Origin of the sequence: Catonella morbi ATCC 51271 (genome assembly GCF_000160035.2) — a bacterium.
Taxonomy (GTDB): Bacteria; Bacillota; Clostridia; order Lachnospirales; family Lachnospiraceae; genus Catonella; species Catonella morbi.
In genome coordinates this window covers 757,731-772,742 of record NZ_KI535368.1, presented here as the reverse complement: position 1 = coordinate 772,742, position 15,012 = coordinate 757,731, and the positions used below count along the sequence as shown (strand labels likewise).

The following is a 15,012-nucleotide window of genomic DNA, read 5'->3' as shown; positions in this document are numbered from 1 at the left end:
TTTTTAAAAAACCCGGGATTCAAACCCTTTCGGTTCCAACTGAAATTAAAAAGTTGGCAAATTATTTTATATTGGTATTGAATGATTTGAAGTAAATAAAGTATAATGTTCATGAGCAATTAACTCCTTTGTGGTTATGTTGGTTTGGCGATTAACATTATACCTTAAAAAGGGGGGAATTGCTTTTTTATTTGCAAAACCCCTGAAAATAAAGGTTTTATAAGAAAACAAGGGGTGTCTTTTGACACTACCATACATTAAAGGAGGATTCCGCTTATGGCAAAAAAATATCAAAAATTTTGTCTGTTCTTCTTGTGGCTGTAATGGTTTTCCCAACCGTTGCTTTTGCAGCAGACAATGAAAGCAACTCCGTCGAACAAATTTCAGAAGTAATATCCACTCAAACGATAGAAGTTTCGGGCTCAAACACACAATATCGTGAAGCTTTACCAAAAGCACCTAAATATAGTGATTTTTCCAACAATGCTGAAATAGTTGACTATATTCAAAATGGGCCCAAATCTTTTTCTGCTGGGTGCGATACAATTTCAGTCGATGAACTTTTAGCAAAGTCACAAAATGTTGTTACCACGAGGGCAGGTGATGTAACAGGAACTTTCACCTCGGCGCGTTTAGATACAGGAACCCCTAGCGTAACGTGGAATTATACTGTAAATTATAAAATATCGCCGATGCCAAGCGGAACGGGCTGGTATTTTAAAAGTGTTAGTTGTACTGTAAGCGCATATAAAGGATTTCTGTTTTATACATGGGCGACATCAGGTATATTGACTTTTACAAGTGCAACTCATACATTATCGCCTTCCACACGACCTACTTCCCTTACTGTTAATATGACATTGCAATTCCAAATATGGACAGAAGCAACGGGGGCAAATCCTGTAACATACTCTGAAAGTCACAGTCACACAACTAAGGTAAGTAATATCTATAATTAAGTACTGACATGAACAATACTATGAAGAATAAGTTGTTTACTATTATTCCGGTCTGCGTCTTGATTGTTGCAGGATGTTCTACTTTGATTACTTCCAAAATGATAGCGAGGGGAATCACCGATGATGCATTGTACAACAAAACGCACACCATATTGGTTGTTTCAAGTGTTTTGACGCTCATTGCGCTTATTTGTATTGTGATCCGCGCTATATTTCTTTTACAAGAGCACCTTAATAAATGAGACAAGCACACAAAAGGAGAGCCGATAGAAATCGACTCCCCTTTTGTGTTATGGAGATTAGTGGGATTGGCTTATCTATAGTTTATTTGTGTTTGGTAGCTTCCTACGCTTTTTTGCTATGCAAAGAGAAACCCGGTGATGGTTATGGTAAATTTCTAAAATTTCCATTGTTTCCTTACAGTTAGGACATTGAATAGGATCATATCCAAAGGTAAGGAGAATCGCCTCACGCCAGTGTGTAAATGTTGCAAATATACGACGCTGTTCAGGAGTGCGCAGTCTGTGGAGATTTTTATCAATTTTACGCTGCCTCGCATAAATACCATAGCAGCGAATCATTTTGAAATATTTTTCAGGTATATGCTACATCGGTAGTTTGATAAATTCAATAGCTGGAAGTGTTCTTTCTACATATTTGTTATCTTCATGTCGGTTATAATGGAACGTAACAGTATCATCCTCTTTGTTACCGTTTTCTGCAAAATAAGGGCGATTTCTGCAATAGATATTGTTTTCCTAATAAAGGGTGCTATACTTAAAGTCAATATTAGATTATATAGGAGCAATCAATATGAAAACAAAAAATTTATTTCAAAAAATTTCAAAACTTTACCGGGTAGTGTTCCTAAAACTATTAAAGTTGCCAATGCATCAGGAATCACCGTTTTTCTTCATTTGATAATCCAAGCGTAGGAATGGTTAAAATTGGAAAGTAAAGGAATATTATGAAAAAATCAATCAATTTATTACTCATACTTATTACAGTGGTTTTTGTCATATCATGTGGTCGTTCATCAGGAAGTAACGTTGCTACACTTACATTCCCTGCTGATGATTATGCAAAAACAGAGTTTAATGCCCAGGTATATGCTGTAGAGCCATTTTCACTCTCATTAACTCTCCCTGATGGCTGGAGTGTAAAAAAGCAGGAAGTTTCAGAAGATAAATTTAAGCTGTTATCTGTATTCTCTAAGTATAATATCTTAAATGAAGATAAGGTTTTGGTCGGCGTTGCAGGCTATAATAAATATGAAGTTTACAAAGGTGCAGAGAATGAGCCGGCAGCCATTTATAATCAGATAGCCTTGGGAAATGATTATCAGTTTGATGTTAGGGAAACTTACAAAGTAATGAATGAAACCAAAACCGGAGTTACTGCTGTTACAGATGTGTATTATTCGGCAGCAGTAAATGATGGAAAAGAAAAGCGTAATAAAGGAATCGTTTCTTATAACAAGGATATGTCAGTTTATGTCGCTTTTGAGTTTAATCAAGAAAGAATAACTGATGAGCAATTGGAAAGTGTGGCAAAGAGCATTGAAATCAAACGATGAAAAAGACTTATCCGGATAAATAATAAAATGAGTATGTGAAGCTTTTTCAGTAAATAGCTATTAAGCAATTAGTCTTCTATGATGAAATATAAATCATAGAAGACCTTTTATTATGCTAAAAGAAAAAACTTGCCCATAAAGTTGTAATGACTGAAGGTAAAAGAAACATTATTCAGCAACTGCTTTAGGAGTACAACATTAAAGCAACTGAAGCATACAGTACGTACTCAACTTTATATACTGTAAGCTTAACCATTAGCGAAACATATTCCTAAACGATAAAGTTCATCTAAGTGAGTTCAGCACTACCGCTATCATAGGAAATAAAAGAGGAATGACAAAGGAAGATTTGGCAGAGAAATTATTTTCAAAGAAATTAACATGCATAGGGAAAAGGGTGAATTAGGAGTAAGGATACAGACCGGTGGAATGAAAGCCGATCCTACCGAAAGCGAAGCAATGGACAATTTGATTATTTTATAGTTTTTGTAACAGCATTTATTAGCTATGCAGTAGAGGGATATAGCGTAAATGCCATAAGGTATATTTTGAAGAATAATGAAAAATTCGCAGAATTAATATTTGAGTGTATTGATACAATAAGCAAAAAAATGAACTATTCTGTAAAAAAGAAAGAATTTAAGTTTAGTGAAGGTGTAAAAAATATTTCGTTAGAATTATTGTTGTATATTGAGAGCAAGCTGCATAAGCTGAATTTCCATATCATGGAAGATAAGCTAAATACATACTCGCTATATGGAAAATTGGATGAATTTGAAAAAGAACTGGAAGATAAAGCTTTCTTGCGAATACACCAAAGTTATCTGATTAATATGAAACATATAGTGAGTATATATAGGTATGAAGCGGTGTTGAATAACGGTATCAAGTTAAAAATTTCAAAAGACAGATACAAGTTTGTCAAAGAAAAGTTTGTTTCCTACAAAGGAGAAATATAGCTTATGTTAAGTTATATACAAGGTATTATGCTTGCAGCATTGGAAATAATATGTTGTAAAATATTTTTCGAAAGTTTTGGAAAGAAAAGGCGTGATAGCAATTGGCAGAACTGTGCTATTATTTTTTGTACAATTATATGCTGTTATTTAGTTGTTTTAACTTTTCATAACAAGTTTATTTTAAAACAGATATTGATAATTGCAATGATTGCATTGTTTATGAGTGTATACGTTAAAGTCCAATTAATTAAATCTATAGTTTTATCTTTATTATTTCAGGGGTTACTGCTTTCTATAGATTACCTGACCTTTTGGGTAAACATATCACTGTTTAAGAGCATTGCAGATATAAACAAGTCATACTTAATTGGGGCAAGTATGATAGTAGTGTTAGCAAAAATAATTTTATTTTTAATAGTTGTGTTAATCAGAAAGAGAATAGGAGATAAGACGGCAGATGCTTTAAGCAATGTAGACTTTCTTAGGTTTATGTTCTTTCCGATATTTACAATCTTTACCATTATTGCATTGATTATTACCTCCGGAAGTATTGAGAATCAGCGGCAAAACAATGTATTTTTAGTTATATCCTTGTGTTTGACAGGCATGAATCTGCTTGTGTTTTATATGATTAATGATATATTAAAGCGTGAAATAAGAGTAAGGGAAAGTGAACTTTTTCGACTGAGAGCTAAGAATCAAACAGATATGTATCGCTCTGTTTCTGAAAATTTTGTTAAGCAGCGTAAAATAACACATGAATATAAAAACCGGATTCTGTGCATTGAATCGCTGATAAATGCCGGAAATTATGAGGAACTTAAGAACTACATAAAAAATATGAGCGGACATCTAAGTACAGAGCCGGATTATATTAAGACAAATAATGTGATTGTAGATGCTATATTAAACAGTAAATATAGAGAAACATTAGAAAAAGGCATCATATTTATCTTTCAGCTTAATGACTTATCAAAAATAAATATATCTGATGAAGACATTGTTCTTATTTTATCTAATCTTTTAAGCAATGCGATAGAGGCGTGTGAAAAATGTTCAGGCAAAAAAGTTATAAAATTGAAGTTTGTTCAAGAGGGAGATAATATTATTGTATCTGTTAAAAACACTTATAATGGTAAGCTGGAGATTAGGGATGGAGAGATACAAACTTCAAAAATATATGATAATGATGAACATGGAATTGGAATAAAGAATATTATAGATGTCATAGAAAAATATCAAGGTTCATACACCATACAAAATGATAAAGAAGAATTCTATTTTTCAATACTAATATATAGAGCAGAAAAGTGATTTGTAAGTTGCAAGTCACTTTTTTTGCCGTTTTCTGCAAAATAAGGGCGATTTCTGCAATAGGTATTGTTTTCCTAATAAAGGTTGCTATACTTAACTTAATAGATAGTGTCAACTGACATATGAAAAAACGTTAGTAAGAAAAAAAGCACTTTTGCACCTTGAAAACTGTAGATATTTTAGGTTGTGTTAACAGCACGCCACCCTTGACAGCACAACAAGAACTGCTGGAAGGTCGTTACCGACGGCGAAGATGATGAGAACAGTTAGTACTTCTCCGTCGCTTACAGCAGTGTAGCAGTTCTTTTATGAGCCATCAAGGGCAAGCCGCTTGCGCGGTGGCTGTTTTCTTACCTCTGGCTCAGAATCTAAGAACAGTTAGAGCCTTTGGCTTGTTGCATTTTTAGTATTCGTTGTTGCCCTAGGAAGATTAGTAGTTGCCATTTACCAGGCATGTTAGAAGCACCTTCGAGTTTGTCTACTTTGTTTAAAACTTTATAGCCAGCATGTTTATGTGGGCGAAGGAAGTTGTAGTAGGCAACCCAAAGAGATAGGTCATAGTTGGCACCGTCGATGTTATCAAAGCCGTTGGATGGTCTGTAAGACTGTTTATAAGTTCGGTTGAGTCTCTCAATCATCTGCTTATAAGGGCGGAATGCTTTGGACACAGCATCGTTGTTGGTAAGTCCAATAACCTGGGTGATATCAAAGTTTATTTTACCTTTGGATTGAATAAAGAACTGTTGTGCAGCAAGAGGATATGCACTGTATCCATCGGCGATAAATTTGAAGTTTTTAGGTAACTCTTTTAAGTGTTTGAATGCTATACGCATTGACATGATACAAGGTCCAACACCACGATTGTCGGATATCTGGTAACCGATGATGGAACGTTTGGCGGCATCCATGATGAACCAGATATAGCCTTTAATTCCACGAATCTTAATGTAGGTTTCATCAGCAGTAAAAACGGAGCCGACTTGATAATCATAGTTATCAACGAAAGGTTTAACACAAACGGCGGCTGTTTTAAGATAGTTAGCCACCTGTTGATGGGATATTTTAATTCCATGAATTTCGTGTAATGCATGAGCTGTTTTTCGTAGTGACAGACCAAGGTTGACTTTGTAGGAAAGACAGAGTCCCATTACATGTTGGTCGAACTTGGAGAACTTAAGTGATGAAGCGTTTTTAGGTAAGCTGTTTAAGTCCATCCTAAAGAAATCTATCTGGAATTCACGATAGATGTAGTGGAGCTTATATTTATACTTGTCTTCTTGTAGATGTTCTTTTTTTACCTTTCTGAGATTGTGGAGGTAGTAAGAACACTTGGGATTCTTACATTTATGAATGATAAAGTGTTTACGATTCTTTAAAGGCTCAAGGATATGAGAACAATGAGGGCAACGAAGCTTATGAGTCTTAGAGAATCGGTTATCTTCAGATGGAGAGTGGAGATTAAGACAGACCTTGCAACGAATCTGTGATTTTTTCTTGCCATCATTCCAAGTGAGATAAGGTTGTGGTGCATTACAGATAGGGCATGTGCACTCCTCAGGGATGTCACATTCAACTCTACGAAATGTAGGTTTAATGGTTTTACCATAGCGTTTTTCGTAGTAAGGAATAAGATCATTCCACTTCCAGTCCTGTTCGTAGGATATGATTCTAGGGAGTTCATCAACCTTAAATTTTTGGTACTTCGGAGAGTGAGAATCATCGAAAGCCCACTGCTTGAGTGGAATATATCTACAGATGAAATTAAAAAGTTGGCAAATTATTTTATATTGGTATTGAATGATTTGAAGTAAATAAAGTATAATGTTCATGAGCAATTAACTCCTTTGTGGTTATGTTGGTTTGGCGATTAACATTATACCTTAAAAAGGGGGGAATTGCTTTTTTATTTGCAAAACCCCTGAAAATAAAGGTTTTATAAGAAAACAAGGGGTGTCTTTTGACACTACCTTTTAATACAGGGGGTGGCAGTGTATGAAAAAATTTGAAGGAGTAGCCAATACCTTATTTGTTCCGCTGGTGGCAAGAATAGCCGTATCAAAGGAATTTCCGGAGTATTTTAAGGATGAAAAAGCACTTGAGCTTGAAGCTTATCTGCCTGAAAATGCCGCCAAAGGGGCCTCGCAGTATAGCAATATGGCATCAGTAGCCAGATATTACAATATGGATGAAATGGTTAAAAACTTTGTAAATACCCATGATACCTGCAATATTGTATATCTTGGGGCGGGGCTTGAAACTGCCTATGACCGTATGCATAGTAAATTCATTGATAAAAAAGTAAACTGGTATGAGGTGGATTTACCTGAGGTTATAGAGGCTCGTAAAAAGGTATTCGGTGAGCGTGAGCAGGAAACCCTGATTGGGGGCGATATGTTTAAGTTCCTATGGGTAAATGAAATAGATACCGGATTGCCGACCTTGTTAATTGTATCAGGTGTATTTCAATATTTTCACGAAGAAGATGTTATAACGTTTATAAAAGGCTGTAAGGAAAAATTTGCAAAGGGAGAAATGATATTTGATGCAACCAGTAAAAGCGGGCTGATATTTACCAACTGGTTTATTAAGCGTACCGGCAATAAAACTGCCCTAATGTATTTTGGTATAGATGATAGCAGGGAGTTTGCGGATAAATGCGGAGCCGTTTTACTGGAAGAAAGGACATTTTTCCCGGATGCACTTAAAATCTTGAAGAATAAACTGAAGTTGATTACAACAATTTCCATGAAGGTGGCGGAGAGTAAGAAACAGGTAAAAATTCTGCATTTGAAATTCTGATTTGTTAAAAATATAATGGCTGTCACATTAAAAAAGTATAAATATAGAGATCTGTTAGGAGAATAACTCTATATTTCCCGATAAATTTCCTTAATGTGACAGCCGGGTTTTTAGTGGTAATTATTATTTTTCCCGTAGTTAGGTAATTCTTTAGTTTCATTTCGGTATATTATATTTTTCAGCATGCAGTAAAAATACATTTAATTAAAAACTTTAAATGACTAAGTAACCAAAATAATATTATGCTTTTATATTTCAAAATTAAAGATATTAGGAATTTGCTCTATGCCGAATGTTTTTATTCCCATTCTATACATAGCTTTGGCATGGATTCTGTCATGCCAGATAAATCTTCTCAATACCTTAGATAATGACCATAGTTCTCCATAACTTCCTTCAAGGACATTCGCTTCAAGGAAGTTTACGTTTTTTTCTAATATTTCAAAGCCTTGTGTTCGGTTTTCTAAAATTGTTCCTTCGTTACCTACCTCTACTCCAATTTCTCCCCAATAGTAAGAGTTGACATTTTTTGTATGCTGATACATCGCCTCAGCTGTGCGGGGTATCTTGCCATAAAATGTATCTCTCTCCGGTAAACAGGACTTGTTTTTATCAGGAAATGAATCATATAACCTATAGAAATCAGCCGCTGATTTTAGTGCAAGCTCTTTTAACCTATTATATTCACTGATTGTTAATCCGGTTCGTTCTGAATCAAAAATCACATCGCTGTCAGCATCCCGAATATTTAGTTCAGACACCTTTTCTTGCGTAATTATAATATCCAACGGAAGCGTAACAGACTGCCCTGCCCATGCACAGTATGAAATAATTTCGCTCTCCATTTTTTTCAAAGCATCTTCTTTTGACACTCCTCTGGTAAACGCACCGATTAAATTACAGGAATAAATCAAGCTATCATTTCCGTTATGCTCCCATACACATTTTATTTTCAAGAGTTTTTCCTCCTCAGCTTTATGTTTAAAACCGAAATGCATTTAAAAATATCTCATAAATACGCATTTAAATTAAATTTAATACCGATATTTCTACATAGCCATCACCGTTTCATCCAGTAAAAAATCCTCAACTCCGATTGCTTCCACTATAGTATTATGAATCTATGTATTCAAGAATCACTTTTAAAATAAATGCGTATTTACTACTTTTATTAAACTTATAATTTTAACCCCCACAAATTAAACTCGCACCCGGGTACAAGTACACGATAGTAATTGCCAATGCTCCCCTTTTAACTAAAAAAAGGCTGTCGCATTAAGAATGAGATACACAAAATACAGATATAATTTGATGACAAATTTCCTATATCTTGCTGTACTTTTACTTATTGCGACAGCCTCGTACTATACAATATTTATCTTATAGTACACACTTCCTTATACCTGCTTAACTTCAATTTGCTATAATATGCTTTGATTATTTTTTAACAAACAGCCAGGTAATGCTATATGGAGATACACTCTTATCCTTGCTGCTGACTCCTATATGCAGGCAATAGGTAACTTTGCTCGACTTCTTTGTTTTAAATGTGACTTCTTCAAACTCTTCAGCCACATAATAACTGTTGAGCTCACCCTTGCGGTATTTGTACTTAACATTATAGTTGTTTTTCTTAAGTAATTTTATAAAGCTCTTTACCGACATTCTTTTAGTTGAACCTGCCTTAAATCCGGAAAGGATTTCGTTAAGTGCACCTTCAACTCTTATACAAGGCGAAGTATCCTTAAGTTCGTAGTTTAAATCAGGATCGTAGGTATCAAAATAATATCTGACGTTGTAAGAATATGGGATTTCAGTACAATACTCACCATGACCGACATGCTCAGGAGTTAATTCCTCATCACATTTATCCCTTATTTCACCATAGTTAAGAGAAAGGTCTTCAATAAACAGCTTGTTAAGCTTGAGACCGGATTGTGATTTCTTACTTGCTAAGTATTTGTGTGAATGACACACAGTCGGAGCAAAAGCCTTGTCATTTTGGACTCTGCTCTCAGCCGCCTTTGGCTGCATCACCGGCAAAAGGCTTCCTGCTACCAATGTAAAAACTAAAATTTTACTACATAATTTTCTCATATAATACCCCCTTTTTATGTATATAAAATGATATAGGTTCCAAAAGATAATAAATTCTGTTGACACTTGTACTATAAACCCCAATTATTCACGCCATAGATCACAGAACTCTTATTCTTTTTAGTACAGTAGGATAAACAGATTTCGGTCTGTGACTATGGGGTGATATTACCAAACATCTTCTAAAACACATAATTTCAAACCTTCGGCTTGATTATGTGTTTCCTAAGATGCTTCGTGAATAATTTGGGATAAATTATAAAGCTCCGATTTTACAGTAACTCATACAGTTTTTTAGCTCTTTCATAATCCAAGCCTAGCAGCATAGGCTTACATAACAGAAGAACCTGATGAGAGTAATAATAAAAGCTGTAAAATAAGTCATCGGGAAATACCTCATCGCTTTCATAACGAAGTTCATCTGCCTCTTCGTCATATTCTTCAGACCACAGATATTCTTCTTTAAGCAAATCTGAAAAATACGGCAGCCGGTCTGCGTGTTCAAACTTCTCTACCCCATTTATTGCTTCTGCAATTTCTATAAAAAGCTCAAGCAGCTCATTTACAAGATAGTCGGCTATATTGTTCTGCTTCCTTCTGTCCAAAGCCTGCTTAAATATCCGGCAAAGGAAAATGAGGGCAAAAGGTGTTGAATGCCACAAAGTAGACTGATGTTCTATATTAATGGCTACTTCTTCGCCTGCATTATTTATTGCTTCAAGGTCTTCCATTTTAGATAAAACATCAAAATATTCTGGGAAACCGGTGGCTCTTCCATAGGCTGTAGTAAGCCTGTGCCACGGTATCTCCGCCGATTTCACTGTTTGTATAAAACTATTATTATCAGTCATTATTCACTCTCCCCATAAAAGTTAAGCCTAGTCTATATGTACAATTATATAGCGGTTAGCCCAATTTTTCAAATATAATATGATACAAGTGTCAAAAGTATAAAAATTCTGTGCAAGCTTGCTTGCAAAAGAATTTATTATCTTTTGACACGCAAAAAATATGAGTAAGCAACCATTTTTTGTAAAAAAATGAGCGGATTACGAATATTTTTGCAAGGACCCTGAGAAGCGAAGCTGTAGCAATCCTGTATCAATGGCTGTCAAATACTTTTGACACCCACATCATAATATTTAGTAAATATACCCAAAACAGACATATTTCAAGCTTGAAAGGGAATTTTGGTTACATTTTTGATTTTTTTAAAATATTATAAAGAAAATCTTTGCTATTATAAGAAATTTGTGCTATTATGAAAATTGATTGATGTCTTTATATAAAGATGATATAAAATGCGTCACCATTCAAGGAGGGAGAGTGACTATGGCAATAGCAGGTATAAACACAGGAAGTGGATATAGCGGCTATACCGGCGGAGGCGGTATAGGTGCCTTAGGGCGGGAAACAATAAACAGAACTTCAGGAAATACAGAATCCGGCAGACAAAATGCAGTTGAAGCTGAAAAGAGTGTGGTTACAGAGAGAAAACCGCTTGAGAATCAGGTGGCTGTCTCAACGGACGGAGACACCTTACAACTTAGTCCAAAGGCCGTAGCTAAGCTTGATGCGGCTATTAAAGAGATTAAAGTAAAGGATGACTCTGATAATACCGGTACAGAAGTAACAGGAAATGTGGCAGATGAAGCTGAGGTTAAGGCTGAGGCAGCGGAAAATGCCCGCAAGGAAGCAAGGTTAAAGGCTGCGAGAAGAACAGAGATACTAAAGGAAGCAGTAAAGAATGAGCAGAAAAAGGTAGTTCATACAGAGGAAAAACAGGCTGTTTCTTTTACCGGAAAGTCCGACTCAGATATAACCAGACTTTATCTTGAAGGTGAAATTACAAAGATTGATTATGATTCTGAGATGTCAAGCAGGCAAAAACTGCGTGCTCAAGCGGAAAAGAAGGATAATGATTTTATAAATGTTTCTTCTGAGGGAAACAGCAAAGCTAAAAAGTTTGAAAGATTTGGCAATAATCTGAAAGCAGCCTTTTCGGAATCTGCTTCAAAGACCTTTGATGCAGTTACAAGACTGGATACAATAGATGCAGCAGAAGGTGCGGGAAAGACCGAACAGAAAAATACAAAGTCAGAGAGACGAGAAATAAAAATTAGCTTCAGATAAAATATAACCCATCATGTGAAAGCCTGGTGGGTTTTTCGTTTAATAGGAAACTTCGAAGAAATTTCCTGTTAAATAAAAAATCTCTCCGAGAGATACACCGCTCGTGCGCAAACCGGAGCTGTCGCAACAAGCAAAAGTGCAGCAAAATATAGTAAATTTATCATCAAATTATCACTGTATTTTGTATATCTTATTCTTAATGCGACAACCCCCTTTTAAAAAATTTCAGGAGAAAAAATGGATAAATATAGGGTTAAATGTATTTTTGGTAAGATAAGCAGTGAAAAACTAATCAAAGTTAAAGTTCCAGGCTCTAAGAGTATAACCAATCGGGCTCTGCTTATTGCGGCTTTGGCAGAAGGAGAAAGCGGGCTTAGTGGGGCACTTTTTTCAAATGATGCAAAGAACATGATAGCCTGTCTCAATTCTCTTGGTATAAAAACAGATATAGACGAAGAAAATGAAACCATAGTTGTACAGGGCTGCGGAGGCAGACTTCCGGTAAGGGAAGCAGGTATAAATGTGGGAAGTGCCGGTACTGCCGCAAGATTTATAACAGCTCTGCTCGCTTTTAGCGGAGGAGTTTATCATTTGGATGCTTCCGAGCAAATGAAAAAACGCCCTATGAAACCTTTGTTAGATGCCTTAATAAGTCTGGGAGTTGTTATAAGCTATGATGAAAAAGAGGGGCATTTTCCGTTCACACTCGATTCCAGAGAGGTAAAAGGCGGAAGAATCTGCCTGGATACCGGTATTAGCAGTCAGTTTTTAAGTGCTGTTATAATGACAGGTTTCTTACTTAAAAACGGTCTGAAGGTGGACATAGGCGGGGAAAGAGAGAGCCTTCCTTATGTGGATATGACAGTTAAAGTAATGGAAGGCTTTGGAGTTAAGGTGGATACAGTCCATGAAAATGGCTTGGCTTCATACATTTTAAAAGAAGGAAATGGCTATACTGCAAGAGAATATAATATAGAGCCTGATGTTTCCGCAGCCTGCTATTTCTACGCTATGGCAGAAATACTTGGCTGTAAGGCACAAGTAGAAAGAGTTCACTTAGACAGTATTCAGGGGGATATAGAGTTTGTTAAACTTTTAACCAAGATGAGAGCTAAACTCTCTGAAAATTCGGAGGGAATTGTACTCCAAGGGGCTAAGGACGGAAACTATGAGGGTTTGGAGGCAAATCTTAACAGTTTTTCAGACCAAAGCCTCACTTTGGCGGCTGTCGGTGCATTTGCCAAAAGTCCTACAAAGATAACAGGTGTAGCCCACATACGTTTGCAGGAGTCAGACAGGCTGCTTGCCATAAAGACAGAGCTTGAAAGACTTGGAATAAAAACGGAAATTGGAGAAGGTGAAATAACTATATTTCCGATGTCAATGGACTCTTCCGAGGTAGAAATAGAAACCTATGAGGATCACCGGGTAGCTATGGCTTTTGCACTTATCGGTCTTAGAAGGGAAGGTGTAGTGATTAAAAACCCGGGCTGTTCAGCAAAGACATTTAAGGATTATTTTAAGGTATTAGATAAGATTGTCGGTGAATAATATTCACAGGTGTAATTTTATGGTTTTTGAGTTATACTGTATCATATAAAAATAACCTAACCGGGAGGACGAGTTATGGGATATGTATTGGGAATTGATCTTGGAACAAGTTCATTAAAAGGCTTACTTATGAATAAGTCGGGAGAAGTGGTGGCTTTTGCGGGATATGACTACCCTTTGTTACATCCAAAGAAGGGTTATAGCGAGCAAAACCCGGAAGAATGGGTGAAAGCCTGTGAAAATGTATTTAAATCACTTTCTGAAAAGGTTGAGGACTTTAAGGCTGAACTTGAAGGAATTGCGATATCGGGACAGATGCATGGGCTTGTGACTTTAGATGCAGAAAATAAAGTTGTAAGACCTGCAATTCTTTGGAACGATACCCGTACTACAAAACAGTGTATTGAGATTATGGAAGACTTTGGAGACAGGCTTATTAGCATAACTAAGAATAAGGCTTTAGAGGGCTTCACCCTGCCTAAGATACTTTGGATGCAGGAAGAAGAGAGGGAGCTTTGGTCGAAGACAGCTCATATTATGCTGCCTAAGGATTACCTTATATTCAGGCTTACCAGAGAGTTTGCTACTGATTATTCAGATGCTGCAGGCACTTTGCTTTTGGATGTTGCAGCTAAAAAATGGTCGGATGAAATACTTGCAAAATATAATATAGATGAGAAAATTTTACCGAAACTCTACAATTCGATAGACTGTGTAGGCAAAATCAAGGCTGAATATCAGAAGGACTTTGGCTTTGAAAAAGAAGTAAAAGTAATGGGCGGAGGAGCCGACAATGCCTGTGCCGCAGTCGGTTCGGGAATAGTATCAAACGGAATCGGAATGGTAAGCATAGGAACTTCGGGAGTATTTTTATCTTACGAAGACGAGGCTCACAGCAATTATTCGGGACGTTTGCATCTGTTTAACCATGGAATACCTGATGCTTATTATTCTATGGGAGTAACCCTGGCAGCGGGACACAGCCTGAATTGGTTCAAGGAAACTTTTGCGCCTAAGGAGAGTTTTGAAGAACTGCTTTCCAATATAGATAAAATCCCTGCCGGTTCTGATGGCTTGCTTTTTGCCCCTTATATAGTGGGTGAACGTACTCCTTATGCAGACAGTAAGGTGAGAGGAAGTTTTACAAGAATTGATACCACTCATACAAGAGCACATTTTGCAAGGGCTGTTTTAGAGGGAATAACATTCTCTCTAAGAGATTCTATGGAGCTTATGTCTGAGTTTACAGCGAAAAAATTTGACAAGATACTTTCAGTAGGCGGAGGCAGCAAAAATAAAGACTGGCTTCAGATGCAGGCAGATATTTTTGATACAGAGATAATTACCCTTACCACAGAACAGGGACCGGGGCTAGGAGCCGCTATGATGGCAGCGGTAGGTACAGGATGGTTTGCGGATCTTAAAGAATGTGCGAAAACTTTTGTACACTATAAATCAGGAATAAGCCCTGTCAAAGAGAATGTATTAAAGTATAATGAGGCTTATGAGAGTTATAAAAAGGTATATGGGGCAACTAAGGATTTATAAAAAACGGATATTATTTCAATTAAGTTGGTAACTGCTGAACCGGGTGGTTATCAACTTTTTAAATAAAACCACATAA

At 36.2% G+C, this 15,012-nt stretch carries 12 protein-coding genes and 1 pseudogene; 8 read left to right on the top strand and 5 right to left on the bottom strand.

Annotation, left to right across the window (positions count from 1 at the left end; all coding sequences use genetic code 11):
• Window positions 1-323: 323 nt before the first annotated feature.
• Window positions 324-959 carry a hypothetical protein gene (locus GCWU000282_RS10460; protein WP_023355091.1) on the top strand — a complete coding sequence of 212 codons (636 nt, stop codon included), beginning with the start codon at window positions 324-326 and terminating at the stop codon, window positions 957-959.
• A 317-nt stretch (window positions 960-1,276) separates the two neighbouring features.
• Here the strand turns inward: GCWU000282_RS10460 and GCWU000282_RS17700 are convergent.
• Window positions 1,277-1,657, bottom strand: a pseudogene (locus GCWU000282_RS17700) (transposase); the annotation flags it as partial.
• Between the two features lie 269 nt (window positions 1,658-1,926).
• Here GCWU000282_RS17700 and GCWU000282_RS10450 point away from each other — a divergent pair.
• The 3 genes from GCWU000282_RS10450 to GCWU000282_RS10440 all read left to right on the top strand — a co-directional run bounded on the left by GCWU000282_RS10450 (window position 1,927) and on the right by GCWU000282_RS10440 (window position 4,808).
• Window positions 1,927-2,535, top strand: a complete 609-nt coding sequence (locus GCWU000282_RS10450) for a hypothetical protein (RefSeq protein WP_023355089.1) — start codon at window positions 1,927-1,929, stop codon at window positions 2,533-2,535.
• Between the two features lie 548 nt (window positions 2,536-3,083).
• Window positions 3,084-3,494 (top strand): LytR/AlgR family response regulator transcription factor, encoded by a 411-nt coding sequence (locus tag GCWU000282_RS10445; RefSeq protein WP_023355088.1) that lies wholly within the window; start codon window positions 3,084-3,086, stop codon window positions 3,492-3,494.
• A gap of 3 nt (window positions 3,495-3,497) precedes the next feature.
• Entirely contained in the window at window positions 3,498-4,808 is a 1,311-nt protein-coding gene (locus GCWU000282_RS10440) for a sensor histidine kinase (protein WP_023355087.1), read from the top strand.
• A gap of 368 nt (window positions 4,809-5,176) precedes the next feature.
• Here the strand turns inward: GCWU000282_RS10440 and GCWU000282_RS10435 are convergent, their stop codons facing one another.
• Window positions 5,177-6,637 carry a DDE-type integrase/transposase/recombinase gene (locus tag GCWU000282_RS10435; protein ID WP_023355086.1) on the bottom strand — a complete coding sequence of 487 codons (1,461 nt, stop codon included), beginning with the start codon at window positions 6,635-6,637 and terminating at the stop codon, window positions 5,177-5,179.
• Between the two features lie 163 nt (window positions 6,638-6,800).
• On the opposite strand from GCWU000282_RS10435, the gene GCWU000282_RS10430 reads away from it, so the two are divergent.
• Window positions 6,801-7,607, top strand: coding sequence for a class I SAM-dependent methyltransferase (locus tag GCWU000282_RS10430; RefSeq protein ID WP_023355085.1), 807 nt, complete (start codon window positions 6,801-6,803; stop codon window positions 7,605-7,607).
• 248 nt (window positions 7,608-7,855) lie between these two features.
• Here the strand turns inward: GCWU000282_RS10430 and GCWU000282_RS10425 are convergent, their stop codons facing one another.
• From GCWU000282_RS10425 to GCWU000282_RS10415, 3 genes are all read right to left on the bottom strand, one after another.
• Entirely contained in the window at window positions 7,856-8,563 is a 708-nt protein-coding gene (locus tag GCWU000282_RS10425) for a hypothetical protein (protein WP_035040500.1), read from the bottom strand.
• Between the two features lie 481 nt (window positions 8,564-9,044).
• Window positions 9,045-9,704 (bottom strand): hypothetical protein, encoded by a 660-nt coding sequence (locus tag GCWU000282_RS10420; protein ID WP_023355083.1) that lies wholly within the window; start codon window positions 9,702-9,704, stop codon window positions 9,045-9,047.
• Window positions 9,705-9,976: 272 nt separating this feature from the next.
• Window positions 9,977-10,555 (bottom strand): hypothetical protein, encoded by a 579-nt coding sequence (locus tag GCWU000282_RS10415; RefSeq protein WP_023355082.1) that lies wholly within the window; start codon window positions 10,553-10,555, stop codon window positions 9,977-9,979.
• A gap of 481 nt (window positions 10,556-11,036) precedes the next feature.
• Here GCWU000282_RS10415 and GCWU000282_RS10410 point away from each other — a divergent pair, with 481 nt between their 5' ends.
• The 3 genes from GCWU000282_RS10410 to xylB all read left to right on the top strand — a co-directional run bounded on the left by GCWU000282_RS10410 (window position 11,037) and on the right by xylB (window position 14,936).
• On the top strand, window positions 11,037-11,837 hold the full coding sequence (locus GCWU000282_RS10410) for a hypothetical protein (protein WP_035040257.1): 801 nt from the start codon (window positions 11,037-11,039) through the stop codon (window positions 11,835-11,837).
• A 237-nt stretch (window positions 11,838-12,074) separates the two neighbouring features.
• A complete protein-coding gene (aroA, locus tag GCWU000282_RS10405; protein WP_023355080.1) occupies window positions 12,075-13,388 on the top strand; it encodes a 3-phosphoshikimate 1-carboxyvinyltransferase in 1,314 nt (437 codons plus the stop codon).
• 75 nt (window positions 13,389-13,463) lie between these two features.
• The gene (xylB, locus tag GCWU000282_RS10400) at window positions 13,464-14,936 is read left to right on the top strand and encodes a xylulokinase (protein WP_023355079.1); all 1,473 of its coding nucleotides are present in this window, start codon (window positions 13,464-13,466) and stop codon (window positions 14,934-14,936) included.
• Window positions 14,937-15,012: the final 76 nt, after the last annotated feature.

Coding starts and splice junctions, on each gene's coding strand:
- xylB (WP_023355079.1), top strand. CDS start 13,464: ATGGGATATGTATTGGGAATTGATCTTGGAACAAGTTCATTAAAAGGC.
- GCWU000282_RS10415 (WP_023355082.1), bottom strand. CDS start 10,555: ATGACTGATAATAATAGTTTTATACAAACAGTGAAATCGGCGGAGATA.
- GCWU000282_RS10420 (WP_023355083.1), bottom strand. CDS start 9,704: ATGAGAAAATTATGTAGTAAAATTTTAGTTTTTACATTGGTAGCAGGA.
- GCWU000282_RS10440 (WP_023355087.1), top strand. CDS start 3,498: ATGTTAAGTTATATACAAGGTATTATGCTTGCAGCATTGGAAATAATA.
- aroA (WP_023355080.1), top strand. CDS start 12,075: ATGGATAAATATAGGGTTAAATGTATTTTTGGTAAGATAAGCAGTGAA.
- GCWU000282_RS10410 (WP_035040257.1), top strand. CDS start 11,037: ATGGCAATAGCAGGTATAAACACAGGAAGTGGATATAGCGGCTATACC.
- GCWU000282_RS10435 (WP_023355086.1), bottom strand. CDS start 6,637: ATGAACATTATACTTTATTTACTTCAAATCATTCAATACCAATATAAA.
- GCWU000282_RS10460 (WP_023355091.1), top strand. CDS start 324: ATGGTTTTCCCAACCGTTGCTTTTGCAGCAGACAATGAAAGCAACTCC.
- GCWU000282_RS10450 (WP_023355089.1), top strand. CDS start 1,927: ATGAAAAAATCAATCAATTTATTACTCATACTTATTACAGTGGTTTTT.
- GCWU000282_RS10430 (WP_023355085.1), top strand. CDS start 6,801: ATGAAAAAATTTGAAGGAGTAGCCAATACCTTATTTGTTCCGCTGGTG.